The following is a 23235-nucleotide window of genomic DNA, read 5'->3' as shown; positions in this document are numbered from 1 at the left end:
CCTACTGCCCCAGCCGTTCGAGCAGCACGGGCACATGCACCTGATCGGATTTGTAATTGCCGGTCAGCATGTACATCATGATGTTGACGCCGGCACGCAGCGCATAGACGCGCTGCATCGGATCCGGCGGTACGGTCGGCAGCATCGGATCGCCGTTCTCGTCGATGGCCCAGGCGCCGGCGAAGTCATTGGCGGTGATCATGATCGGCGAGACGCCGTCGCCGGTGCGCACCGGGCGGTTCTCGGTGTTGCTGGCCTCGAGCGAGGCCTCGACCCAGAGCGGGCTGCCATTGAAGCGGCCGGGGAACTCCGGAAGGATGAAGAAGGATTTGGTCAGCACGTGGTCCGACGGCACCGGCTCCAGCGGCGGCACGTTGAGATTGCCGAGGATGTCGCGTAGCCGCTCGGTCGCCGGGCTTGCCGAGCCGGCGCCGATGCCGTTCGAGAACTGGTCGCGCGTATCGAACAGAACCGTACCGCCCTGCTGCATATAGGCGTCGATGCGGGCGATCGCCGCCTGGCTGGGCATAGGCGCCGACGCGTCGATCGGCCAATAGATCAGCGGAAAGAAGGACAGCTCGTCCTTGGCGATGTCGACGCCCGCCGGCGGACCGGGCTCAAGCGCGGTCTTCTCGATGAGGAAGCGCGTGAGGCCTTCGAGGCCGGCGCGGCTGATCGAATCGACGCCGGGCTCGCCGGTGATCACATAGGCGATGCGGGTTTTCGAAATGTCGTCGATCGCCTGGGCGTCGCCAGGTTTCGAATCGTCGGCGCGGGCAACGTCGGCGTGGCCGAAGAGCCCACCGAGCACGACCAGAACGGCCGCGGCGGTTGCTACAGCTTTAGCGCGGCGCGGCCGGCGCGCCAGCAGCCCGCCCATCCAGAACACCGCCAAGGTGTCGAGCACCATCAACAGGAGCGCGATGGCGACGAGCGGCCCTTTGAGGTTTTCCGATTCGTCGAAGGCATAGGGGACGGTTGTCACCGGCAGCGAAACCTGCGGGCGCGCCAGCGGCGCGAATGTGCTCGAAGCGTTGAGCAAATTATGCGCGAACACACCGGTCTCCGAGCCGTAAAGGCCTGGCGGGTTTTCCAGCGTCACCGGCAGCGGACCGGCGCCGGGCACCAGCGGCCGCGCATCGGGCGAGGGCGGCGTCAGCGTGCCGTCGGCGCCGATCATACGGTAGGGCGCGAGCGACGCCGCGGCGGCTTCGGCATTGGCGATCGCGGCGCCCTGGTTGCGCGACAATTGCACGACGCGCCGCAGCATCTCGACGAAGCTGCCGGAGATCGGCAGGTTCGACCAGGTCGCCTCGGGCGTGACATGGAAGAGCACCAGGGTGCCTTTGTTCTTCTTCATGCCCGTCACCAGTGGCGTGCCGTCGGCAAGCGTGGCCCAGGTGCGCTCGACGATGTCGGGCGTCGGCTCGGCCAGAACCTGCCGGCTGACTGTCACCTCGGAAGGCGGTGAAAGATCGGCAAAGGGGCCGTTCTTTGGGAATTCGGTCACCGCCTGCGGCGTCGTCCAAGACAGCGCGCCGCCCAGCGCGCGCTCGCCGCTGCGCAGCCTGACCGGCAGGAGGTCGTCGTCATTGCCGGCCGCGGCGAGGCGCGGGCCGGCAAAGCGCATCAGCGTGCCGCCCTTGTCGACCCAGTCGACCAGCCGCTGCTTGACCTGTTCCGGGATGGTGCCGACATCGGCCATGATGATCATCGCCGGCTTCTGGTCGAGAAGCTGCGGAATGGCGTCGGCGAGATCGGCGCTCGACGGCTCGACCAGATCGGCAAAGGGCTGCAGGGCGCGGCGGATATAGTAGAGCGGCGACAGAAGCGGCTGCGCCTGGTCGGCCTCGGCCTGCGACAGAAGGCCGACGCGCCGGCGTTTCGAACTCTCGTCGAGCACGCGCACGGCGCCGGCCTGGCGCTCGCCGTCGAGCGCGATCGAGGCGAAATCGTTGCGCAGTTCGAACGGGACCGCCATCGTGGCCGTGGTCGCGGCCTCGCCAGGCGCGAAGGTCAGCGTCGCATCGGCGATGCGGCGGCCCTTGTCGTCGAAGGCGCCTGCGGTGACCTGCGCCGGGGCCGGATCGCCCGGCGCGCGGATGGCGGTCAGCGCGAAGCCGTCGACCTGGTTGTCGGCGCCAATCAGGCCGGTCAGCGAAGGCCGGTCGGAAATGGCCCAAACCAGCCGTGTCGCGTTCTTTTCGAGCAGCGTCTTGAAAGCGGCCTCGTCGCCTTTGGCGGCAAGGCCATCCGCGAGCACGGCAACGCTGGCGCCGGGCAGGCGCTCCAACGCGGCGGCGACACGGGCGTAGACGGCGGGCCTGTCGGTGGGGATTGGCCGCGGCTTTGCCGCGCGCAGATGGTCGAGCGCGGCCGAGGCATCGAAGGGGCCGATCTCGGCATTGGGCTTCTCGGCAGTGAAGGCGATCACGACCGGCACGCCGTTCGAGCCGGCGTCGGCGATCAGCCGCTCGGCGGTGGCCACGCGCTTGTTCCAGTCGGCGGCGCTTGCCCAGCCATTGTCGATGACAAGCGCCAGGGCCGCGCCTTCCGCCGGCAGTTTTTCGCGCGGATTGAAGACCGGCTCGGCCAACGCCATCACGACAAGCGCCGCCATCAGCAACCGAAGCAGCGTCAACCACCACGGGCTTTGCTGCGGGGTTTCCTCGCGCCTCAGGACCCGGGCGAGGATTTTCAACGGCGGGAACACTTCCGTTTGCGGCTTGGGCGGGGTGAGCCGCAGCAACCACCAGATCACCGGCAGCGCCAGAAGTCCCCACAGCACCAGGGGCGCCCCGAAGGAAAGCGGCAGCCAGCTCATGCGACCGCCTTTCCGACATTATTGCTACCGTCGGCGGTCAGCGCCATGTGGATGCGCACCAGCGCCTCGGAGGCGAGGCGGTCGGTGTGGTTGACGGTATAGCTCCAGCCGAGACGCTTGCACCAGGCGGCCAATTCCTCGCGGCGGGCCCGGTAAAGCAGGCGGTATTCCTCGGCCAGCATCTCAGCTCGTCCGGCGGTCAGCTTGTCGCCGGTCTCGGGATCGGTGAACTCGGTGCGGCCGGCATAGGGGAAGGTTTCCTCGGCCGGATCGGCCACCTCGATCAGATGCGCGCGCACGCCGTGGCGCGCCAGCACGTCGAGCCAGGCCATGGTTTCCTCGACCGGATCGAGGAAATCGCTGACAAGCACGATGTCGCAGAAACGGCGGATGGCCGACAGATCGGGCTTGGCGGGAAGCGCGGCGGCGTGGCTCAGCTGGGCGGCGATGCGCTCGGCGCCGTTGCGGGCTGTGAACGGGTCCGTCAGGCCCGGCCAGGCGATGCGCTCGCCGCTGCGCGACAAAAGCTCGGCCAAGGCGAGCGCCAGCACCAGCGCGCGCGATTCCTTGGAAACGCTGACGCCGGCCGATTTGTAGAGCATCGAAGGCGATGGGTCGGCCCAGAGCCAGACGGTGTGCGCGGCCTCCCATTCGCGGTCGCGCACATAGGTGTGGTCGTCCCTGGCGGAGCGGCGCCAGTCGATGCGCGAGGAATCGCCTTCGACATAGGGCCGGAACTGCCAGAAATTCTCGCCGATGCCGCGCTTGCGGCGGCCGTGCCAGCCGGCGATCACCGTGTTGACGATACGGCGCGCCTCGACCAGCAGGTCGGGCACCAATGAAGCCCGCAACCGGCCACGGGCGAGCGCATCGCGCGTCGCAACCGGTGCCTGGACCTCGCCTATTCGACCCATCAGATGCCTTTTGCCAGCTTCGCCACCACGTCACGCACGGAAGTGCCTTCGGCGCGGGCGGCGAAAGTCAGCGCCATGCGATGCTGCAGCGCCGGTTCGGCCAAGGCGCGGACGTCGTCGACCGAAGGTGCCAACCTGCCATCATATAGGGCGCGCGCGCGGGCGCACAGGGTGAGCGCCTGGCTGGCGCGGGGCCCTGGCCCCCAGGCGACGTGCTTGTCCGTCTCGGCATTGCCCTGGCCGGGCCGGGCCGAGCGCACCAGCTTGAGGATCGCCTCGACGACGCTTTCCGGCACCGGCATGCGGCGGATCAGTGTCTGGATTTCCCTCAGTCTGGCCGGCTGCAGCACATTGTCGGCCTTGGCTTCGTCGACGCCGGTGGTTTCGAGCAGGATACGGCGCTCCGCCTCGATCTCCGGATAGAGGATGTCGACCTGCATCAGGAAGCGGTCGAGCTGGGCTTCCGGCAGCGGGTAGGTGCCTTCCTGTTCCAGCGGGTTCTGCGTCGCAAGCACGTGGAAGGGCGCGGGCAGGTCGTGGCGGGCGCCGGCGATGGTGACATGATATTCCTGCATCGCCTGCAGCAGCGCCGATTGCGTGCGCGGCGAGGCGCGGTTGATCTCGTCGGCCATCAGCAATTGCGTGAAGATCGGTCCGGAAATGAAGCGGAAGGAGCGCTTGCCGAACTCGTCCTGCTCCATCACCTCGGAACCGAGGATGTCCGACGGCATCAGGTCGGGCGTGAACTGGACGCGGCGCGAATCGAGGCCGAGCACGATGCCCAGCGTTTCGACCAGCTTGGTCTTGGCGAGGCCGGGCACGCCGACCAGCAGAGCATGGCCGCCCGCCAGCAGCGCCACCAGCGTGCGCTCGACGACCGCCTCCTGGCCGAAGATCACCCGGCCGACCGCGTCGCGGACCCTGGAGATGTCGGCCAACGCCTTTTCGGCTTCCTCGATCATCGCTTTTTCGCTGATCGGGCTTTCCTTGATCATCACGCTCATGCCGTTCGATCCTTGTGGTTGGAAATACCGGCCTGCACTCTCAATGCTGCAGAATGCCGCGATTCGGCCTCGCCTGGCGCCTGTATTCGAACTTAAATCACAGACTTGGACGGACAAGGCTGACAATCGGGACAACAGTGACTATTTCGTGACCATGGCCGAACGCAGCGAACATCGTGAACAAACACCGGGCGAACGGAGTCCGGGCGAGCAGAGCCTGACCGGCGCCACCGAGGCACGCGGCCTGGAGGCGCTGATCTCGCGCGCGGCCCGGGCCGGCAAGGGGCCGGCGCCGGTCGAGCGCTGGAATCCGGAATTCTGCGGCGACCTCGACATGGAGATCAAGGCCGACGGGACCTGGTTCTATCTCGGCACGCCGATCGGCCGCATGCCGCTGGTGCAGCTCTTTTCCAGCGTGCTGCGCAAGGATGCCGACGGAAAGACCTACCTTGTGACGCCGGTCGAGCGGGTCGGGATCCGCGTCGTCGACGCCCCCTTCATCGCCGTCGAAATGAACGTGTCCGGAAGTGGGAACGACCAGGTTATCACCTTCCGCACCAATGTCGGCGACGTCGTCGCCGCCGGCCCCGGCCATCCGCTGCGCTTCGTCGACGAAGACGAAACCGGCGGACTGAAGCCCTATGTGTTGGTGCGCGGACGGCTGGAGGCGCTGGTGGCGCGGCCGGTGATGTATGAACTGGTCGAGCATGGCGAGGAGATCGACATCGACGGCAGGGCGATGTTCGCCGTCCGCTCGGGCGGCGAGGTCTATCCGATCATGCCGGCCGAGAAACTGAAGCGGCTGAGCGCGTGATGGACCAGGTGACGCCGGCGCCGTTTTCGATCGCTGACTTTCGTGCCCGCGTCGCGGCGCAGGCGGCGATCGTCCCTGGCGACGATTTCGGCGACCATCGCTTCAATCCCGGCCATCCCAGGCTCAAACATGTCAAGCCGCTGCGCGACGCGGCGGTGCTGATTCCGGTGATCGACCGTGCCAAGGGCGCCATGGTGCTGCTCACCAAGCGCGCCGAGAAGCTGCGCAGCCATTCCGGCCAGGTGGCTTTCCCAGGCGGCACGATCGATCCGACCGATCCCGGCCCCGAGGCCACGGCGCTGCGCGAGACCTTCGAGGAGATCGGCCTCGAGCCGGATTTCATCGAGATCATCGGCCGCATGCCCGACTACGTCTCCGGCAGCGGCTACCGCATCGTGCCGGTGCTTGCCATCGTGCGGCCGGGTTTTTCGCTGACGCTCAATGCCGACGAGGTCGATGCGGCCTTCGAGGTGCCCCTGAGTTTCCTGATGGACCCCGCCAACCACGCGCGCGACAGCCGTTTCTGGAACGACCTCGAATGGTTCTTCTACGATATGCCCTATGGCGGCCAGCGCATCTGGGGCGTCACCGCCGGCATCGTCCGCACGCTCTATGAAAGGCTCTATGCGTGAGCGCTGAGGTGTCTCTCTCGGGCAGGGCCGATTGGCTGGCCGAAAAGCATCTGCAGAAGCTGCTTGCCGCGCTGAAGGAGGGCGGCGAGGAAGCGCGTATCGCCGGCGGCGCGGTGCGCAACACGCTGATCGGCCAACGGGTCGCCGATGTCGACATCGCCACGACCACGGTGCCCGAGGAAACGATCAGACGCGCCAAGGCCGTCGGCTTCAAGACGGTGCCGACAGGCATCGATCATGGCACGGTCACAGTGGTCGCGGGCGGCAAGCCCTATGAGGTGACGACGCTGCGCGCCGATATTGAGACCGACGGGCGACGGGCAAAAGTGATTTTCGGACGTGACTGGAAAGCCGACGCCGAGCGGCGCGACTTTACCATCAACGCCCTCTATGCCGAAGCGGACGGCACGGTCATCGACCTGGTCGGCGGCATCGCCGACATCGAAGCGCGGCGGCTGCGTTTCATCGGCGACGCGGAGGCGCGCATCCGCGAGGATTATCTGCGCATCCTGCGCTTTTTCCGCTTCTTTGCCTGGTATGGCGAAGGACGGCCGGACGCGGAAGGGCTGAAGGCCTGCGCCAGGCTGAAGGATGGGCTTGCGCGGCTTTCAGCCGAACGCGTCTGGTCCGAACTGAAGAAGCTCTTGTCGGCTCCGGATCCCTCGCGCGCGCTCTTGTGGATGCGCCAGGCTGGCGTGCTCACCGCCGTGCTGCCGGAAAGCGAGAAATGGGGCATCGACGCCATCCATGGCCTGATCAAGGCTGGAGAGGATCTCGGCTGGATCGCCGATCCGGTGCTGAGGCTGGAGGCGATCGTCCCGCCCGATGCCGTGCGTATGAAGACGCTTGGCGAGAGGCTGCGACTTTCGAACGAGGATGCCGATCGCCTGCGGCATTGGGCGCTGACCGTTGCGCCGGATGCCAAGGCGACCGAGACCGAACTGGCCAAGAAACTCTATTACGGCGATCGCGACAGCTATCTCGACCGTATTCGTCTGGCGCTTGCCGCCGCGCGGACGCGTGCCGTCGAGGACAATCAGGCGATGATGGAAGCCGGCGGCTTTTCACGCCTGCTCAATTTCACGCTCAAGTGGGAAAAGCCGGTGTTCCCGATCAAAGGCGCCGACCTGACCGAGCTTGGCGCGTCGCCGGGGCCCAAGCTCGGCGCCACGCTGAAGAACCTCGAGAAGGAATGGATGGAGTCAGGCTTCACCCTGGAACGCGGCGCGCTGATGGAACGCGCCGCGCAGGCGCTGGAGCTTTAGACGGCCGGAGCGCCGGCGCCCGTCAACGTATCGCCACGGGAGCCAGGGCGCGCGCGAGGCTTGCCTCGCCTTTGCCGTAGATGGACGGGTCGTAATTGACCAGCGTGTCGGTGCGGGCCGTGTTGAGCAGGTCGTTGGTGATCTGAACCGGCGTTGCCTTGGTGAACTTGCTGCCGATGATCGCGGCGTAGCCCGAGATGATCGGCGCGGCGAACGAAGTTCCGTAAAGACCGGTCTTGTTGCCCTCGACGCCGACCACCAGGAAGTGGCTCTGCACAGCCGTGTTGGAGCCGGCATAGTCGGAATACCAGGCTAGCTGAGCCTTGTTGGCCGTCGTGCCGTTGGTCGAAAGCGCGCCGACGAAGATCGCCGTCGATTTGCCGATCAGGGCAAGGTCGAGGTAGTCCTGCTGCCCGCCCGTGACTCCACCGACAGCGACCGCGTCGTTGCCGGCCGCCTTCGAGACGATGGCAGAGCCTTTGGTTGCATAGGAGATGATCGACGCCTCCTCCGGGGCCCAGCCGATCTGGTTCACGCCGTAACCCGCGGTGGTGTACATGCCGTAGCTGAGGTTGAGCACGTTGCGGCCGGCGGCCAGCGGGACGGCCGTGCCCGTCGAGAAATCCTTGGAGCGGATGGTCGCCGCGGGAGCGATCATGCCGGCCTCCTCGCGCGTCCATTCACCGTGCCGCTGGGTCTGCACGCCGATGCCGAAATTGCCGGAAAAGCGCGACGAACTGCTGAAGTCGTCGACCATGGTGATGGTGACGCCCTTGCCCTTGTAGCCGGCTGCCCACGCGGCGCCGACGTCGGGGCTCATCCAGCTCTGCACGGCTTGCGTCGTCCGCGCGGCCGGGATCGTTGCGCTCACGCAGATCGACCCGCCGCCATGGCAGAGTGCAGCCATTTCGTCCGGGCTGAGAGCTTCCTGCGCCGATGCCATCGGTGCCGAAAGGATGGCAAGGGCAGCGGCGAGGCCGAACTTCAAGGACTTAACCGACATGTTCATTCTCCAGTCAGACAGAACCAGGACGGACGATCGTGAATTTCGGGACAAGATGATTTCATCCGCGGCCCCTCCGATCAGAAAGTGAGACGGTAGTTCAGCCAGAGATGCATGCTCTCCGGCTTCGCGCTGACCAGATATTTCAGCGTTTCCTCGGGCGCCGTCTCGCCCGCCGCCAGCCGGCAGTTGACGCTGTAGGTTCCGAACTCGCCGTAGTCGGCCTCGCAGGGCTTTTCGGTCAGGTTGCCGCCGATGACCGAGGTGACCGACAGGGACAGGGTGCTGTTCGGATTGGGATGGACCTGAGTGAGAAAACCAAGCTTGAGACTGGGCTCGATGCTGTATTTCTCGCCTTGTTCCCCAGTGCCAAATCCCCAAAGAAAGCCGGTATCGGGCGTGATCTGGGTAAGAAGATCGACATGCATGTCGACCCAGCTCGCGTGATACCAACGGCTGAAGGAGATCCAGCTTCCGCTCTGCAGCTCATAGCCGCCGTTGCCGAGGCCCCTGGCGCGGTCGCTGAGCGGAGAACCCTGATGGATATCGACGAGCGAGGTGGTCCATTCCTGCGCTGTCGCAGCGGACGCCAAGAGGAAGGCGCACGACAGGAGCACCGCCGTGCAGAGACCGCCTCGGATGTCGGATCGCTCGCGCATGCGCGAAGCACCTCGCCCCACCATTCCGGACAGCGCCTTGATGGCGAAGGGCTTCTCGGGCAGCCGCCTCTGGCCGGATCATGCGCGGGAGAATCGCACGCAGATCGTTACCGCCAGGTTATCTAAGCTGTTACGAATATAAGAATTCGTTGGAATTACGCATAAACTATGACTTCGCCGGCGATCGGAGGATCGCCGGCGAAAAGGGCGGGATGCGCCGGAAGCAACGACCCGCCATCGCGCCTGTCGGCCGGTGACGTTTGGAAGCCTGCGATCTGGCCCGATCAGGCGGCGTCGCGAACTTTCTGGATGCGCGAGCGGATCGCCTCGATCATGGTCTCGCGAATAACGGTTTCGCCATGCGTCTCGCGCATATGCTCGACGGCGCGGCGCATGACCTCCGCTTCCTCGTCGGCGCGCGTGTGCCAGTCACAGCCGGGAACCAGCGATCCGCATTGGAATTCCTTCATGACTCTTCCTTTCCTAGCGCGGGTGGTTCGACCTTGGCCGGCCGGCCGCCCCTGATTTTTTCTTGGCAGTCCGGGAGGGAAACGGCGGCGCGCCTCTTCCGGTTGCTCTGCCGGACTACCATAACACGTGTCGGACGGTTCGGTTGCATCGAAAGTCCCCAATCCCGGAATGGAAGGAAAGGCGGAGCACTATGCCCCGCCTTTCCCCGCTGCCTGAGAACTGGACCTTCAGAGCAAGGTCGTTACTTCATGATCTTGACGGCCTCGGCGATTTTGTTCTTGCCGCTCATGTCCCAGGACACGCGGACCTTCTCGCCGGCCTGAACGCCGGGATCCTTGAAGGCCTTGGACAGCTTGAATGTCGACCCATCGTCCAGAACAAGGCTCATGGCCGTTCCATCAAAGCTCTTGACGGTGCCGGTGGTGTGCTTCACCGCCGCGAACGCGGCGCCACCGGAGGCGAGAAAGGCGGCGGCTGCTGCCGTCACGATAAGCTTGCGCATGGCATACTCTCCTGGAAACAAGGGCACCCGTTTGGTCAGGCACCCTCCTGGTCAGGGCCGTCAAGTCGCGTCGAGTCACGGCCGGCGGAGACAGGTGATCTCCGCTTCGACCGCCGGCGCTTCCCGACCCGACGACCCTAAATAGATCAATTTTTTCAAAAGGATATTAGACGAAAAAGATATCGCCCCTGCCACATTGCCCGCCAAGATTCAGCGAATGGGACAGCAATGCGGCCATGAGCGGGGCTCACCGGATCGTTACGGCCATTTTACCTCGGGCGGCAGGCTGGACAGGATCGAGGCGACATTGCCGCCGGTCTTCAGGCCGAAGATGGTGCCGCGATCGTGAAGCAAGTTGAATTCGACGTAGCGGCCGCGCCGGATCAGCTGTTCGTCGCGCTCGCCGTCGGTCCAGTCCTGGTTGAAGTTGCCCCGCACCAGATGGGCATAGACGACAAGGAAGGAGCGTCCGACATCCTGGACGAAATTGAGATCGGCATTCCAGCCGCCCCTGTCCTCGTCCGAATGCAGCCAGTCGAAGAAGATGCCGCCGATGCCGCGCGCCTCGTTGCGGTGCGGCAGGAAGAAGTACTCGTCGCACCAGGCTTTGAATTTGGGATAGTCGGCGACGGCGGCGTTCTTCTCGCAGGCGAACTGCATGGCGCGATGGAAGGCAATCGTGTCGGGATCGTCCTGGGTTCGGCGACGGTCGAGCACCGGCGTCAGATCGGCGCCGCCACCGAACCACTGGCGCGTGGTGACGACCATGCGCGTGTTCATGTGCACGGCCGGCACGTTGGGGTTCCAGGGGTGGGCGATCAACGAGATGCCGCTCGCCCAGAAACGCGGGTCTTCCTCGGCGCCGGGAATCTGCTTCCTGAACTCGGGCGAGAATTCGCCATGGACGGTCGAGGTGTGAACGCCGACCTTCTCGAAGACGCGACCGCGCATCATCGACATGGTGCCGCCGCCGCCACGGCCTTCGTCGCGCTCCCAGGGGGTCTTATCGAAATGGCCGGGCGACCATGATGCTTGCGGGCCGGTGAGCTCCTGCTCGATCTGCTCGAAGGTGACGCAGATGCGCTCGCGCAAGGCCTCGAACCAGAGGCGGGCCTTCATCTTCTTCTGCTCGATATCGGCCGGCAGGCCCATCGGAAGATCAGGTCTTTCCAATTCGGTCTCCAGTCACAGGCTTCACTTGCCTGACAAATGACTCGTTTTTTCTGCGCGCGATCCCTAATCTCTTGAGGACAAGGGTCAAGTCCTGTCTGATCCAGGTGCAAAGGAGTTCCTTCGTGCGCACCCCGGCAAGACCGCCGCTGGATGGCTTGAAGAAGAGGCTGGAGCGCTCACGGGCTGAGCGCGAAAACCAGCCGCGCGACGGTTTCTTGCGCGAAACCTTCGTGCTGCCGCGCCCGGATGCGCGCCTCAAGGCCAAGGAGTGGTTCGAGCGTTTTCCGAAGCAGGCCTACTGGACCGAGATCGAAAGCTGGTTCGAACGTCCAGGCGACGTGATCGAGTTCACCATGCGGCGGTTGCCGGCGGCCGATTAAGGTGCATTGATATTCAGGTGAGGCCGGCCTGCAAACGGCGGCTTCCTGCGCTTCCGGTGCTCACGTACTTTAAGTACGCTCCGCTCCGGTTCTCGGAAGTCACCTAGTTTGGTCGCTTCGCGCCCGTCTTCGACTCCGGCTCGGCCTGACCTGAATCTCAATGCACCTTGGCGACAGACTGTCAGCGCACCGCCAGCCTTCTCGCCCCCGTCCCCTCCCGGGCCAGCCGGTCTTCCTTGTTCCTCAGCGGGCACTTGTCGATCGACATGCAGCCGCAGCCGATGCAGTCGGTCAGGCCGTCGCGCAATTTCTTGAGCTGGGCGATCTTCTGGTCGAGATCGTCGCGCCAGGCCGTTGAAAGCAGGTTCCAGTCCTCGCGCGTCGGCGTGCGCTCTTCGGGCAGGGACTGGAACGCCTGGGCGATCCCGGCAAGCGAGATGCCGACTTCCTGGGCGACGCGGATTATCGCCACGCGGCGCAGCACGTCCCGGCTGTAGCGCCGCTGGTTGCCCGAAGTGCGATGGCTGCGGATCAGCCCGCGCGCCTCGTAGAAATGCAGCGCCGATACCGCCACGCCGCTGCGCACCGCCACCTGGCCGACCGTCAATTCCCTCACCGGAGCCATTCTCAAATTCCCGCTTGACCTCAAGTTAAGTTGAGCTTGTAGCGAAAGAGTGACGATATGGCAAATGCAGGAGAAGGCGATGTGCGCCTGGGCAAGAATGACGGCGGAAGGGGCAACAGCCCGCGATGGCGAGGAAGCGCAAAAGCTACTAGCTGAGCTGGCGAAGAGCTTCGCCCGCGACCATGGCGACGGACAGCGCGACATTGATGCTGCGCGCGCCCGGCCGCATCGGAATGGTCAGTCGCGCGTCCGCCGCCTGGTGGACCTGATCCGGCACGCCGGCGGATTCGCGGCCGAACAGAAGGATGTCGCCGGCAGCGAAAGCAAAGTCGGTGTACGCGGCCGTGGCTTTGGTGGTGAGCAGCACGAGGCGGCGCGCGCCGGTCTTTCGCCACTCCTCGAAGGCGTGCCAGTCGGCATGGCGGGAAAGCGCCGCCATTTCGAGGTAGTCCATGCCGGCCCGTTTCAGCGCCCGGTCGGAGAGCGGGAAACCAGCCGGCTCGATGATATCGACGCCGATATCGAGGCAGGCGGCGAAGCGCAGGATTGTCCCGGTGTTGCCGGCGATATCCGGCTGGTAGAGCGCGATGCGGAGACGATCGTTCATTTCCGTATCCTGCTAATAAGTGGCAGATCGGCCACAGGCGCCTGCGGCTTTCGGCGATTTCTGGACTGGCGGGTGGCCATTTTCTGCGAAGTCGAGTATATGCTCACCATCGTCAACCCGAACCGAAGGAGGGGGACCACATGATGACCATGCACTTCCAGCTCCTCTCCGGGGCACCCCTATGCCCACCGGCGGTTTCGGTACGACGATTCTTCTGACACTTTAAGTCCTCATCGCACCGATTCCCGCCGAACCCAGTTGTCGGCCTTCGAAGGAATCTTGCGATGTTTTTCAAACTGCCAAAGGTTCGTCGTGCCCCAGCTGAGCGTGTCGGGACCGACGCTAGTCGTGTCCCGGCCGATTCGATCCGCGCCTTCGGCCGAATGCCGGTGGTCGAGGACGCATCACCCTTTTTAACGCATTTGCATATGGAGGACGGACCAATGTTCGATCCCTACAAGATACCGGGGTCAAGAAGCCTGCATGAACGCAAGGTGGCTACCTGGGCGCTGCTGATCGGCGAGACCTATTCGTCGGCGGTACATGCCGAGGAACGGCGCAGGCCGCATCGCGGCATGCTGCCGGACGTCGATTTCTCGCGCGCGGTGCCCGATCACAGCCGGCCCACGCTGGTGCGCCGGATCATCCATATGATCCGGCCGGGCGACAGGAGCCGGGCAGGTTCCGCCCTTTCGTCCGGAAGTTCCGGGCCGTCAGGGACGTCAAACGAGCCTGTCGGCGAAATGCCGGCGAAACCCTATATTGCGCGGGACAGGGCCGGCGACGCGGATGATTCCGTATCGCCGGCCCGCAATGCCGCGCGGCCGCAAAGCCTTGCCCATCAATCCCGCGCCGCGTGAGCGCACAGATAAGTCGAGTGCCTGGAATGTTCCGCTGGTTTGAAAACAGGCTCGATCCGTTTCCCGCCGCGGAGCCGGTCGAGCCGCCGAGGACGCTGATCGCGTTTTGCGTGCACTACACGCGCGGCGCCTGGCCCTACATCGTCGTCGATGCGGTGCTGGTGACGGCGATCGCCTTCACCGAAGTCTGGATGTTCGGCTTCCTCGGCCGCATCGTCGACTGGCTGTCGGCGCAGAACCGCGAAACCTTCCTGCAGACGGAGATCTGGAAGCTCGCCGGCATGGCTTTCGTCGTGCTGTTCGCGCTGCCGGGCACGGTATGGCTGCATTCGCTGCTCAACCAGCAGACGCTGATGGGCAATTATCCCATGCGCATCCGCTGGCAGGTGCATCGCTATCTGCTCAAGCAGTCGATGGCCTTCTACCAGGACGAGTTCGCCGGCCGCATCGCCACCAAGCTGATGCAGACGGCGCTCGCCGTGCGCGAATGCGTGATCAAGCTGATCGACGTGCTGAACTACGTCATCGTCTACTTCCTCGGCATGTTTTTCATTGTCGGCGCGGCCGACTGGCGGCTGGCCGCACCGCTCGCCGTCTGGCTGGTCGGCTATATCGGGCTCTTGCGCTTTTTCATTCCACGGCTCGGCAAGGTCGGCGAGGAGCAGGCCAATGCGCGCTCGACCATGACCGGCCGCGTCGTCGACAGCTACACCAACATCCAGACGGTGAAGCTGTTTTCGCATGCACGGCGCGAGGCAACCTTCGCCAGGGAAGGCATGGCGAGCTTCCTCGACACTGTCTACCGCTCGATGCGGCTGGTGACGGTGCTCTACGGCTTGCTCTACATCCTGAATTCGCTGCTTCTGTTCTCCGTCACGGCAATCTCGCTGTGGCTTTGGCTGGGGCAGGCGGTGACGATTGGCGCCGTCGCCGTGGTCATCGGCCTTGTCCTGCGAATGTGGGGCATGTCGCAATGGATCATGTGGGAGATGTCCGGGCTGTTCGAGAATATCGGCACGGTGCAGGACGGCATCCAGTCGATCTCGCTGCCGCGCCTGGTCGAGGACAGGCCGGGCGCCAAGGACATCAGTGTCAGCCAGGGCGAGATCCGCTTTGACGACATCCGCTTCCACTATGGCAAGCAGAAGGGCGTCATCGAGAACTTGTCGCTTACCGTGAAGCCCGGCGAGAAGGTCGGCATCGTCGGCCGCTCGGGCGCCGGCAAGTCGACGCTGGTCAATCTGCTGCTGCGTTTCTACGACCTGGAAAGCGGCAGGATCCTCGTCGACGGCCAGGAGATCGCGGCGGTGACGCAGGATTCGCTGCGCGCGCAGATCGGCATGGTGACGCAGGACACCTCGCTGCTGCATCGCTCGGTGAGGGAGAACATCCTCTACGGCCGGCCCGACGCGACCGACGAGATGCTCACCGAAGCGGCGCGTCGGGCGGAGGCGCTCGATTTCATCGGCGGGCTTTCGGACCACAACGGCCGCAAGGGCTTCGACGCCCATGTCGGCGACCGCGGCGTCAAGCTGTCCGGCGGCCAGCGCCAGCGCGTCGCGATCGCCCGCGTCATGCTGAAGGACGCCCCGATCCTGATCCTCGACGAGGCGACCTCGGCGCTCGATTCGGAAGCCGAGGCGGCGATCCAGGAGAACCTCTACAAGCTGATGCAGGGCAAGACCGTCATTGCCATCGCGCACCGTCTGTCGACCATCGCGGCGATGGACCGGCTCGTCGTCATGGACAAGGGTCGCATCATCGAGGAAGGCTCGCATGAGGAACTCGTCGCCAAGGGCGGGCTCTATGCACAGCTCTGGCAGCGCCAGTCCGGCGGCTTCCTGCTCGATGACGCGCCAACCGAGGTTGATGCCAAGGCGCCGGAATCCGAGATGGCAGCGGAGTAACGCGATCGCGATTGCAGTTTCCGGCGTCTATGAGAGAAAAATGCTCGACCGCATCTTCACCTGGTTCGAAAGCCGTTATTCGCCGGTGGCGCTGGCCGAAGACAGGCAGCCGCCAATGGGGCTTTGGCGGTTCTACTGGTATTTCATAAGGCAGTTTCGCACCGCCTATTGGCTGCGCATCGTCATCGTTGCGGTCGCGGCAATCGTGGACGCGATGCTGCCGATTTTCGTCGGCCTGATCGTGGGCCTGCTCTCCAGCACCAGGCCGGGAGACTTCTTCGCCGCCCATGGGCCGCTGCTCGTGCTGATGGCGTTCGTCGTGCTGCTGCGCCCGCTGTCGATGGTCATCGACGCGCTTATCCGCAACCATGCCATCGCGCCAAACCTCATCGACCTCATCCGCTGGCAGAGCCATTGGCATGTCGTGCGCCAGGACTGGTCGTTCTTCCAGAACGACTTCGCCGGCCGCATCGGAACCAAGGTTATGCAAAGCGGCGATTCGATGGAGATGAGCGTCAACCTCACCGTCGATGCCGTCTGGTATGCGCTGGTCTTCGTTGCGGTCGCCATCGTCGTGCTGGCGCGGCTCGATCCGCTTCTCCTGACGGTCGTGGCGGTGTGGCTGGTGTTCTATTGCCTGATCTTCTGGTCCGCGATGCCCAGGATCACGCAACGCTCGTCCCAACTGTCGGAGCGGTGGTCGCAGGTGAGCGGCCGCATGGTCGACAGCTACACCAACATCCTGACGCTCAAGACATTCTCGACCGGCGAGCACGAAGACAAATATGTCTCGCAGGCAGTCGTCGAGCACGCCGACACATTCTACCAGCTGATGCGCGTTTTCACGCTGATGTGGTCGGCCCTGTTCGTCCTCAACGCGGCGCTGCTCATTGCCGTGAGTTGGCTGGCGCTCGTCGGCTGGAACGCCGGCGCCTTGACCACCGCGGCCGTCGCGACCGCGATACCGTTCGCGCTGCAGATCGCCAACATCTCCGGCAGGATCCTCGACGTCGGCGCCAACGTCTTCCGGCAGATCGGCGTCGCCAGCAACTCGATGACGACGATCGCGCGGCCGATCGTCATGCAGGACCAGCCCGACGCACCGGCCCTCGTCGTGACCGCCGGCAGCATCGAGTTCGACCGGGTGAACTTCAATTACTGGCGCAAGGACGGCAAAGGCGGGGTCATCGACAATCTGTCGCTGAAGATCGCGCCGGGCGAGCGGGTCGGCCTGATCGGCCGTTCGGGAGCCGGCAAGTCGACGCTGGTCAATCTCGTGCTGCGGCTGTTCGACGTCCAAGACGGCAAGGTGCTGATCGACGGGCAGGACATCCGCAACGTCTCGCAGGAAAGCGTTCGGACGGCGATAGGCTTCGTCAACCAGGACACTTCGCTCTTGCATCGATCCGTTCGCGAGAACCTCAAATATGGGCGCCAGACGGCTAGCGACGAGGCGATGTTCAGCGCCGCCAAAGCCGCCCAGATCGACGATGTGATCGCGGGGCTGACCGATCCCCATGGGCAGAGCGGCTATGAGGCGCTTGTCGGCGAGCGCGGCGTGAAGCTGTCCGGCGGCCAGCGGCAACGCATCGCAATTGCCCGCGTTATGCTGAAGGACGCGCCGATCCTCATTCTCGACGAGGCCACGTCCGCGCTCGATTCAGAAGTGGAAGCCGCCATCCAGGAGAACCTCTACAAGCTCATGCAGGGCAAGACCGTCATCGCCATCGCTCACCGCCTGTCGACCATCGCGGCGATGGACCGGCTCGTCGTCATGGACAAGGGCCGCATCGTCGAGGACGGCTCGCATGAGGCGCTGATCGCCAGGGGCGGGCTCTACGCCCAGCTCTGGCGGCGCCAGTCGGGCGGGTTCCTGCTGGAGGAAAAACCGGTCGCCGACGATCTGGCGACGAAAGGTGAAGCCGCCGAATGATGAAGGGCGTCTATCGCTGGTTCGAGCGCTGGGTCTACCCGTTCCGCGAGCCGGCGAATCTGCGGCCGCCCGTCAGCGTCGGCGGCTTTCTCTGGCACTATGTCGGCCAGGCGAAGCTCGCCTTCTTCGCCATGCTGATCATCGGCGGCATCGCGCCGCTGGTCGAGGCCGGCCTGTTCTATTTCGTCGGAAGGCTGGTCGATATCCTCGACCAGCTGCCCGGCGAACGCAACTGGCACGCGCTTTGGGCCGCGGCCGGTCCCGAGCTCTTGTTCATGGGCGCGGTAGTGCTCGTCATCCGCACCGCCGTGGTCGGCCTGTCGGCGCTTGTCGACGAACAGACGATCACGCCCGGCTTCTACAATCTGGTGCGCTGGCAGGCGCATCGGCATGTCTCGCGCCAGTCCTACGCCTTCTTCCAGAATGATTTCGCCGGCCGCATTGCCACCAAGGTTTGGCAGGCGGGGCAAGCGACGGGCGACCTGATGGAAAGCTTCATCGAGGTCGTGTGGTTCATGATCGTCTATACGGTCACCACGCTGGCGCTGGTCGCCGGTCTCGATCTGCGGCTGGCAGTGCTGGTGGTGATCTGGATCGCCGCCTTCGGCTGGCTGGCGAAACTCTATCTGCCGGCGATCCGCAAGCATGCAGAGGCGACCGCCGAGGCCGGCTCGATGATCACCGGCCGTATCGTCGATTCCTATTCCAACGTGCAGACGCTGAAACTGTTTTCAGCCGATGGCGACGACCGCTATATTCGCAGCGGCTTCGACATCTATCTCGACGCGCTACGGCCGTTCACGCGCCGGCTGACCGGCGTGCGCATGGCGCTGACCATGCTCTCCGGCATCATGATCACGGCGATCGCAGCCTTTGCCATCTATCTCTGGGTCGAAGGCTCGATCACGGTCGGCGCCGTTGCCTTCACACTGTCGCTGGTGCTCAGGCTCAACATGCTGCTTGGAAGGCTGATGATGCAGCTCAACGGCATCTTGCGAAACCTCGGCGTGCTGGAGAACTCCAAGGCGCTGATTTCGCAGCCGTTGGGCCTGACCGACGCGCCGGACGCCAAGGAACTGGTCGTCACCGGCGGCCGCATCGAGGTCAGGAACGTCACCTTCCATTACGGCAAGGGGCAAGGCGTGCTCGACGGCATCGATCTCGTCGTGCGTCCGGGCGAGAAGGTCGGGCTGGTCGGCCCGTCGGGCGCCGGCAAGACGACCTTGGCCAACCTGATCCTGCGCCTCTACGACCTGGAGGGTGGCCAGATCCTGATCGACGGCCAGGACATCGCCGGGGTCACGCAGAACTCGCTGCGCGGCAATATCGGCGTCGTCAGCCAGGATACCGCGCTGTTCCACCGCTCGCTGCGCGACAACATCAAGCTCGGCATGCCGAATGCCACCGACGCGCAGGTTATCGCCGCGGCCAGGAAAGCCGAGGCGCATGACTTCATCCTCGGACTGCGCGACAACCGCGGCCGCGCCGGCTACGAGGCCTATGTCGGCGAGCGCGGCGTGAAGCTGTCCGGCGGGCAGCGGCAGCGCGTGGCGATCGCGCGCGTCTTCCTCAAGGATGCGCCGATCCTGATCCTCGACGAGGCGACCTCGGCACTCGATTCGGACATCGAGGCGGCGATCCAGGAGAATCTGACCAGGCTGATGGAAAGCAAGACCGTGATCGCCATCGCGCACCGGCTGTCGACGATCGCGGCGCTCGACCGGCTGGTGGTGCTCGACGGCGGCCGCATCGTCGAACAGGGTACGCATGACGAACTGGTGGCGCTCGATGGGCTCTATGCGCGGCTCTGGAAACGGCAGTCCGGCGGCTTCCTGTTCAATGAGGAAAGCGCGCTGGAAGAGACGCGCCCTGCGGAGTAGAACGGCGTCATGTCGGTACGCATGCCCACCAATTTCGGACGGTCAGGCGCGCAGGAGAGCGCGCTCGACCTGCTCGGCCACGAAATCCTCGCCGAAAAGGCCGCGGCGCTCGGCCGCGCCGGCCAGCGTGTCGAGGAAACCCTTGCCAAGTTGCGCGAGAGCGGCGAGGGCGAGCATCGCAACCGGTTGCTCAAGGAAGCCGCCGCGGCCGTCCACGCCTACTTCATCCAGCGCGAGCTTTGCGGCCTGCGCAAGCATGATGCCGTGATCCGCGAATACGACATCCCGCGGGCGGTGCTGGTTAGACTTGGTGCCAGTTAGGCACTGATTTCTTCACGGAAGCGTACCAATCTTGCAGCGAGTGCCGTGGGGTTCTCATCAGCGGCGAAGTGCCCGCTATCCGCGATGATGTCGCCTTCGACCCGCGACAGACCGGCGGACCTCAAGCCGTCGAGATAATCGGCGATGTCGCCGGATTCGGCCGAACCCCTGAGATAAAGAACCGGCGTGGTGATCGGCATCGCGGATGGGCGGGAATTGACCTTGGCGTCCTCGGCAAAGGCGCGGTACCAGTCGAAGCCGGCCTTGAGGCTTTCCGGCCGCGAATAGGCCTTTGTATAGATGTCCCTGGCTTCCGCGGGGATAGCGGTCTTTTCCTTGGAAAGGATATCGAAGAAGAAATCGAAATAGGCGCGCTCTTGGCCGCCTACCAGCATCTCCGGCAAAGCCGGGATCGCATGAAAGGCAAAATGCCAGATATGCGGATTGCGGATGACATTTTCCCACGGCGCCACGCCGGGGACGACGACGTTCATGATCACCGCGCCGGATAATTCCTCGGGCAAGTCGCGCAACAGCGCGAAGACGATCTGGCCGCCGATATCATGACCGGCGACGATGACCTGCCGCAGGCCGCAAGCGCCAATCAGACCCCTTATCAATCTTGCCAGATATCTCTTCTCGCCAGTCCCGGGCGCGTCGTACGAGCCGCCGATGCCCGGCAGGTCTGGCGCGACCACGTGCTGGTTCTCGGCCAGCCGGTCGATGACTGCCTCGAATGCATATGAACTTTGCGGCCAGCCATGCAGCAGCAGAAGGCCGGGCGCATCGAACGGTCCTGCTTCCCGGATCGCGATAGCCATCCCCTCGACCTCGATGGCGCGTGTTTGCATGCGTCGATCTCCATCGTTGCCAGATGGATGGAACTAGGTTGCGGTCAGGCTTCGGACAGGCCCAATCAGAATCATTCCAGCCACTCGGTGATGAAGTGGCCGTTCTCGTGGATGTCGGTGCTTTCGAGCGGGCCGGGGCCGAGATTGGTGAATTTGTGCGGCGTGTCGGGCGGCACGATCAGGATCTGGCCGGCCGTGGCCTCGATTTCCCGGTCGCCGATCGTGAACAGGCCGGTGCCGGAGCGGATGACGAAGATTTCCGCATAGGGGTGCTTGTGCAGGCGCGGGCCGCCGCCGATCGACGGCTGGTAGTTGAAGATCAGGCAGGAATTGGCGCCGAATTGGCCGCATTGCAGCTCGCCTATCCAGCGGTCGGGGGCTTCGGCCCAACTGTCGCGTTCGATGACATGCGCCATGGCCGGACAATAGACCGGGCCAGGAGCCGATGTCGAGGCGAACACCGGCCCGATTCACCCCGGATTTCTCGCTGTTTCACGCTGTCCGACGGCCTGGCCGGGAGGTGTCGGCCAAGGCCGCTGTGCGTCCCCGCGACAATCTGCCCTTGTGCCTTCACCCCGCTGGACAAAAACGGGCTGCACGCATAAACCGAAATCCAAATGCCGGAGGAATTCGCTAGCCTGTTCGCCATGCGCTGTCGGGCAGGTGCGATTGAGCGGGGACAAGGCTCGGCCTCCGGTTAGGAAGAGGCGAAAGGATCAGGCACCCGTGAGCGCAACCGACATCCACGATCCCAACCGTCGCGATTTTCTCTACGTAGCCACCGGCATGGCCGCCGTTGTCGGCGCGGGAGCCGTCGCGTGGCCGTTCATCGACCAGATGCGCCCCGACGCCTCGACGCTGGCGCTGGCCTCGGTGGAGGTCGACGTCGCCTCGCTGCAGCCCGGTTCTTCGCTGATCGTCAAGTGGCGCGGCAAGCCGGTGGTGGTGCGAAACCGCACCGAAAAGGAAATGAAGGACGGCGAGGCCGTCAACCTCGCCGATCTGAAGGACCCGATCGCGCGCAACGCCAACCTGCCCTCCGACGCGCCGGCGACCGATGCCAACCGTACCACGCCCGGCAAGGAAGCCTGGATGGTGATGGTGCAGGTCTGCACCCATCTCGGCTGCATCCCGCTCGGCCAGGAAGGCGATTTCGGCGGCTGGTTCTGCCCGTGCCACGGTTCGCAGTACGACACCGCTGGCCGCATCCGCAAAGGCCCGGCGCCGGAGAACATGGCGATCCCGGTATTCAAGTTCATTTCCGATACCAAGATCCTTATCGGTTGAGGCAGGGGATATTTCGATGAGCGAGGGACACTCGACCTATACGCCCAAGACCGGTATCGAGCGCTGGTTCGACGCCCGCATGCCGCTGCCGCGGCTGGTCTATGACAGCTTCGTCGCCTATCCGGTACCGCGCAACCTCAACTATATGTGGACCTTCGGCGGCATCCTGTCGATCATGCTGGTCGCGCAGATCCTGACCGGCATCGTGCTGGCGATGCACTACACCTCCGACACCAATCTCGCCTTCGATTCGGTCGAGAAGATCATGCGCGACGTGAATTCGGGATGGCTCTTGCGCTATCTCCATTCCAACGGCGCCTCGTTCTTCTTCGTGGCCGTCTACATCCACATCTTCCGCGGCCTGTTCTACGGCTCCTACAAGGCGCCGCGCGAGCTCCTGTGGATCCTCGGCTGCATCATCTACCTCCTGATGATGGCCACCGGCTTCATGGGCTACGTGCTGCCTTGGGGCCAGATGAGCTTCTGGGGCGCTACCGTCATTACCGGCTTCTTCAGCGCCATTCCGCTGGTCGGGAACTGGATCCAGGAACTGCTCCTCGGCGGCTTCGCCGTCGACAATCCGACGCTGAACCGCTTCTTTGCGCTGCATTACCTGTTGCCGTTCATGATCGCCGGCGTCGTCGTGCTGCACATCTGGGCGCTGCATGTCGTGGGCCAGTCGAACCCGACCGGCATCGAGGTCAAGTCGAAGACCGACACTGTCGCCTTCACGCCCTACGCCACCATCAAGGACGCGTTCGGCATGATCGTGTTCCTGTTCGTCTTCGCCTATTTCGTCTTCTACCTGCCGAACTTTCTCGGCCACCCGGACAACTACACGGTCGCCAACCCGCTGAAGACGCCGGCCCACATCGTTCCGGAATGGTACTTCCTGCCGTTCTACGCGATCCTGCGCGCCATCACCTTCAACATCGGGCCGATCAACTCCAAGCTCGGCGGCGTGCTGTGCATGTTCGGCGCCATCGCCATGCTGTTCCTGGTGCCGTGGCTCGACACCTCCAAGGTGCGCTCGGCGGTCTACCGTCCATGGTACAAGCTGTTCTTCTGGGTGTTCGTCGCCGACGCCGTCCTGCTCGGATGGCTGGGCTCGCAGCCGGCGGAAGGCAGCTATGTGTTCATGGCGCAGATGGCGACGCTGTTCTACTTCGCCTTCTTCCTGGTCATCATGCCGGTGCTCGGCCTGATCGAGACACCGCGCAGGCTGCCGAACTCGATCACCGAGGCCGTGCTTGAAAAGAAAAAGGGCGGCAGCGGACATCCGGCACGTGCTACCGTCGCGCCGGAAACCACGGGCTGAGAATC

23 protein-coding genes are annotated in these 23235 nt (G+C 64.5%); 11 read left to right on the top strand and 12 right to left on the bottom strand.

Annotated elements, in window-relative coordinates; genetic code table 11:
- Nucleotide 1 precedes the first annotated feature (1 nt).
- From FJ417_RS02740 to FJ417_RS02730, 3 genes are read right to left on the bottom strand one after another with little or no spacing between them, the layout of a single operon-like run.
- On the bottom strand, nucleotides 2-2824 hold the full coding sequence (locus tag FJ417_RS02740; RefSeq protein ID WP_140782374.1) for a DUF4159 domain-containing protein: 2823 nt from the start codon (nucleotides 2822-2824) through the stop codon (nucleotides 2-4).
- Complete coding sequence (locus FJ417_RS02735; protein WP_140782373.1) at nucleotides 2821-3738, bottom strand: DUF58 domain-containing protein; 918 nt, start codon at nucleotides 3736-3738, stop codon at nucleotides 2821-2823. The genes FJ417_RS02740 and FJ417_RS02735 overlap by 4 nt, the downstream gene beginning before the upstream one ends.
- A complete protein-coding gene (locus FJ417_RS02730; protein ID WP_140782372.1) occupies nucleotides 3738-4742 on the bottom strand; it encodes a MoxR family ATPase in 1005 nt (334 codons plus the stop codon). Before FJ417_RS02730 ends, FJ417_RS02735 begins: the two co-directional genes overlap by 1 nt.
- Before the next feature lie 154 nt (nucleotides 4743-4896).
- Between FJ417_RS02730 and FJ417_RS02725 the strand changes: the two genes are divergently transcribed.
- Genes FJ417_RS02725 through FJ417_RS02715 form a run of 3 tightly spaced genes read left to right on the top strand, consistent with a single transcriptional unit; the run spans nucleotide 4897 to nucleotide 7453 of the window.
- Entirely contained in the window at nucleotides 4897-5556 is a 660-nt protein-coding gene (locus FJ417_RS02725; protein ID WP_140645777.1) for a DUF1285 domain-containing protein, read from the top strand.
- A complete protein-coding gene (locus tag FJ417_RS02720; RefSeq protein WP_140645743.1) occupies nucleotides 5556-6188 on the top strand; it encodes a CoA pyrophosphatase in 633 nt (210 codons plus the stop codon). The genes FJ417_RS02725 and FJ417_RS02720 overlap by 1 nt, the downstream gene beginning before the upstream one ends.
- Nucleotides 6185-7453: a CCA tRNA nucleotidyltransferase gene (locus FJ417_RS02715; protein WP_140782371.1), complete on the top strand. Its 1269-nt coding sequence runs from the start codon at nucleotides 6185-6187 to the stop codon at nucleotides 7451-7453. The genes FJ417_RS02720 and FJ417_RS02715 overlap by 4 nt, the downstream gene beginning before the upstream one ends.
- Before the next feature lie 22 nt (nucleotides 7454-7475).
- Here the strand turns inward: FJ417_RS02715 and FJ417_RS02710 are convergent, their stop codons facing one another.
- The 5 genes from FJ417_RS02710 to hemF form a co-directional block, all read right to left on the bottom strand.
- On the bottom strand, nucleotides 7476-8456 hold the full coding sequence (locus tag FJ417_RS02710) for a S8 family serine peptidase (RefSeq protein ID WP_140782370.1): 981 nt from the start codon (nucleotides 8454-8456) through the stop codon (nucleotides 7476-7478).
- An 80-nt stretch (nucleotides 8457-8536) separates the two neighbouring features.
- A complete protein-coding gene (locus FJ417_RS02705; RefSeq protein ID WP_140782369.1) occupies nucleotides 8537-9115 on the bottom strand; it encodes a hypothetical protein in 579 nt (192 codons plus the stop codon).
- Between the two features lie 284 nt (nucleotides 9116-9399).
- Entirely contained in the window at nucleotides 9400-9585 is a 186-nt protein-coding gene (locus FJ417_RS02700) for a DUF1059 domain-containing protein (RefSeq protein WP_008877709.1), read from the bottom strand.
- A 242-nt stretch (nucleotides 9586-9827) separates the two neighbouring features.
- On the bottom strand, nucleotides 9828-10088 hold the full coding sequence (locus FJ417_RS02695) for a DUF1344 domain-containing protein (RefSeq protein ID WP_140645747.1): 261 nt from the start codon (nucleotides 10086-10088) through the stop codon (nucleotides 9828-9830).
- Between the two features lie 258 nt (nucleotides 10089-10346).
- Nucleotides 10347-11261 carry an oxygen-dependent coproporphyrinogen oxidase gene (gene hemF / locus FJ417_RS02690; protein ID WP_140703937.1) on the bottom strand — a complete coding sequence of 305 codons (915 nt, stop codon included), beginning with the start codon at nucleotides 11259-11261 and terminating at the stop codon, nucleotides 10347-10349.
- Between the two features lie 122 nt (nucleotides 11262-11383).
- On the opposite strand from hemF, the gene FJ417_RS02685 reads away from it, so the two are divergent.
- The gene (locus tag FJ417_RS02685) at nucleotides 11384-11641 is read left to right on the top strand and encodes a hypothetical protein (RefSeq protein ID WP_140645749.1); all 258 of its coding nucleotides are present in this window, start codon (nucleotides 11384-11386) and stop codon (nucleotides 11639-11641) included.
- Between the two features lie 181 nt (nucleotides 11642-11822).
- On the opposite strand, the gene soxR is transcribed toward FJ417_RS02685, so the two are convergent.
- Entirely contained in the window at nucleotides 11823-12266 is a 444-nt protein-coding gene (soxR, locus tag FJ417_RS02680) for a redox-sensitive transcriptional activator SoxR (RefSeq protein WP_140703935.1), read from the bottom strand.
- A gap of 148 nt (nucleotides 12267-12414) precedes the next feature.
- Nucleotides 12415-12873 carry a tRNA (cytidine(34)-2'-O)-methyltransferase gene (locus FJ417_RS02675; protein WP_140703933.1) on the bottom strand — a complete coding sequence of 153 codons (459 nt, stop codon included), beginning with the start codon at nucleotides 12871-12873 and terminating at the stop codon, nucleotides 12415-12417.
- A gap of 443 nt (nucleotides 12874-13316) precedes the next feature.
- On the opposite strand from FJ417_RS02675, the gene FJ417_RS02670 reads away from it, so the two are divergent.
- From FJ417_RS02670 to FJ417_RS02650, 5 genes are read left to right on the top strand one after another with little or no spacing between them, the layout of a single operon-like run.
- Nucleotides 13317-13733: a hypothetical protein gene (locus FJ417_RS02670; protein WP_246687385.1), complete on the top strand. Its 417-nt coding sequence runs from the start codon at nucleotides 13317-13319 to the stop codon at nucleotides 13731-13733.
- Between the two features lie 26 nt (nucleotides 13734-13759).
- Nucleotides 13760-15640, top strand: a complete 1881-nt coding sequence (locus FJ417_RS02665; RefSeq protein WP_140782367.1) for an ABC transporter ATP-binding protein — start codon at nucleotides 13760-13762, stop codon at nucleotides 15638-15640.
- Nucleotides 15641-15680: 40 nt separating this feature from the next.
- A complete protein-coding gene (locus tag FJ417_RS02660; protein WP_140782366.1) occupies nucleotides 15681-17573 on the top strand; it encodes an ABC transporter ATP-binding protein in 1893 nt (630 codons plus the stop codon).
- The gene (locus FJ417_RS02655) at nucleotides 17570-19453 is read left to right on the top strand and encodes an ABC transporter ATP-binding protein (RefSeq protein WP_140645755.1); all 1884 of its coding nucleotides are present in this window, start codon (nucleotides 17570-17572) and stop codon (nucleotides 19451-19453) included. Before FJ417_RS02660 ends, FJ417_RS02655 begins: the two co-directional genes overlap by 4 nt.
- Before the next feature lie 9 nt (nucleotides 19454-19462).
- Nucleotides 19463-19774 carry a DUF6665 family protein gene (locus tag FJ417_RS02650; RefSeq protein WP_140645756.1) on the top strand — a complete coding sequence of 104 codons (312 nt, stop codon included), beginning with the start codon at nucleotides 19463-19465 and terminating at the stop codon, nucleotides 19772-19774.
- Here FJ417_RS02650 and FJ417_RS02645 read toward each other — a convergent pair.
- Together FJ417_RS02645 and FJ417_RS02640 are read right to left on the bottom strand one after the other, a co-directional pair.
- Nucleotides 19771-20625, bottom strand: coding sequence for an alpha/beta hydrolase (locus FJ417_RS02645; RefSeq protein WP_140782365.1), 855 nt, complete (start codon nucleotides 20623-20625; stop codon nucleotides 19771-19773). The genes FJ417_RS02650 and FJ417_RS02645 overlap by 4 nt on opposite strands.
- A 71-nt stretch (nucleotides 20626-20696) precedes the next feature.
- On the bottom strand, nucleotides 20697-21041 hold the full coding sequence (locus tag FJ417_RS02640) for a cupin domain-containing protein (RefSeq protein ID WP_140782434.1): 345 nt from the start codon (nucleotides 21039-21041) through the stop codon (nucleotides 20697-20699).
- 310 nt (nucleotides 21042-21351) lie between these two features.
- On the opposite strand from FJ417_RS02640, the gene petA reads away from it, so the two are divergent.
- Together petA and FJ417_RS02630 are read left to right on the top strand one after the other, a co-directional pair.
- Nucleotides 21352-21912, top strand: coding sequence for a ubiquinol-cytochrome c reductase iron-sulfur subunit (gene petA, locus FJ417_RS02635; RefSeq protein WP_112099424.1), 561 nt, complete (start codon nucleotides 21352-21354; stop codon nucleotides 21910-21912).
- A gap of 16 nt (nucleotides 21913-21928) precedes the next feature.
- On the top strand, nucleotides 21929-23230 hold the full coding sequence (locus FJ417_RS02630) for a cytochrome b N-terminal domain-containing protein (protein ID WP_140645758.1): 1302 nt from the start codon (nucleotides 21929-21931) through the stop codon (nucleotides 23228-23230).
- Nucleotides 23231-23235 lie beyond the last annotated feature (5 nt).

This window comes from Mesorhizobium sp. B3-1-7, assembly GCF_006439385.1.
Taxonomy (GTDB): Bacteria; Pseudomonadota; Alphaproteobacteria; order Rhizobiales; family Rhizobiaceae; genus Mesorhizobium.
Note: the sequence above shows the minus strand (reverse complement) of the source record. Positions and strands in the feature narration are given on the sequence as shown.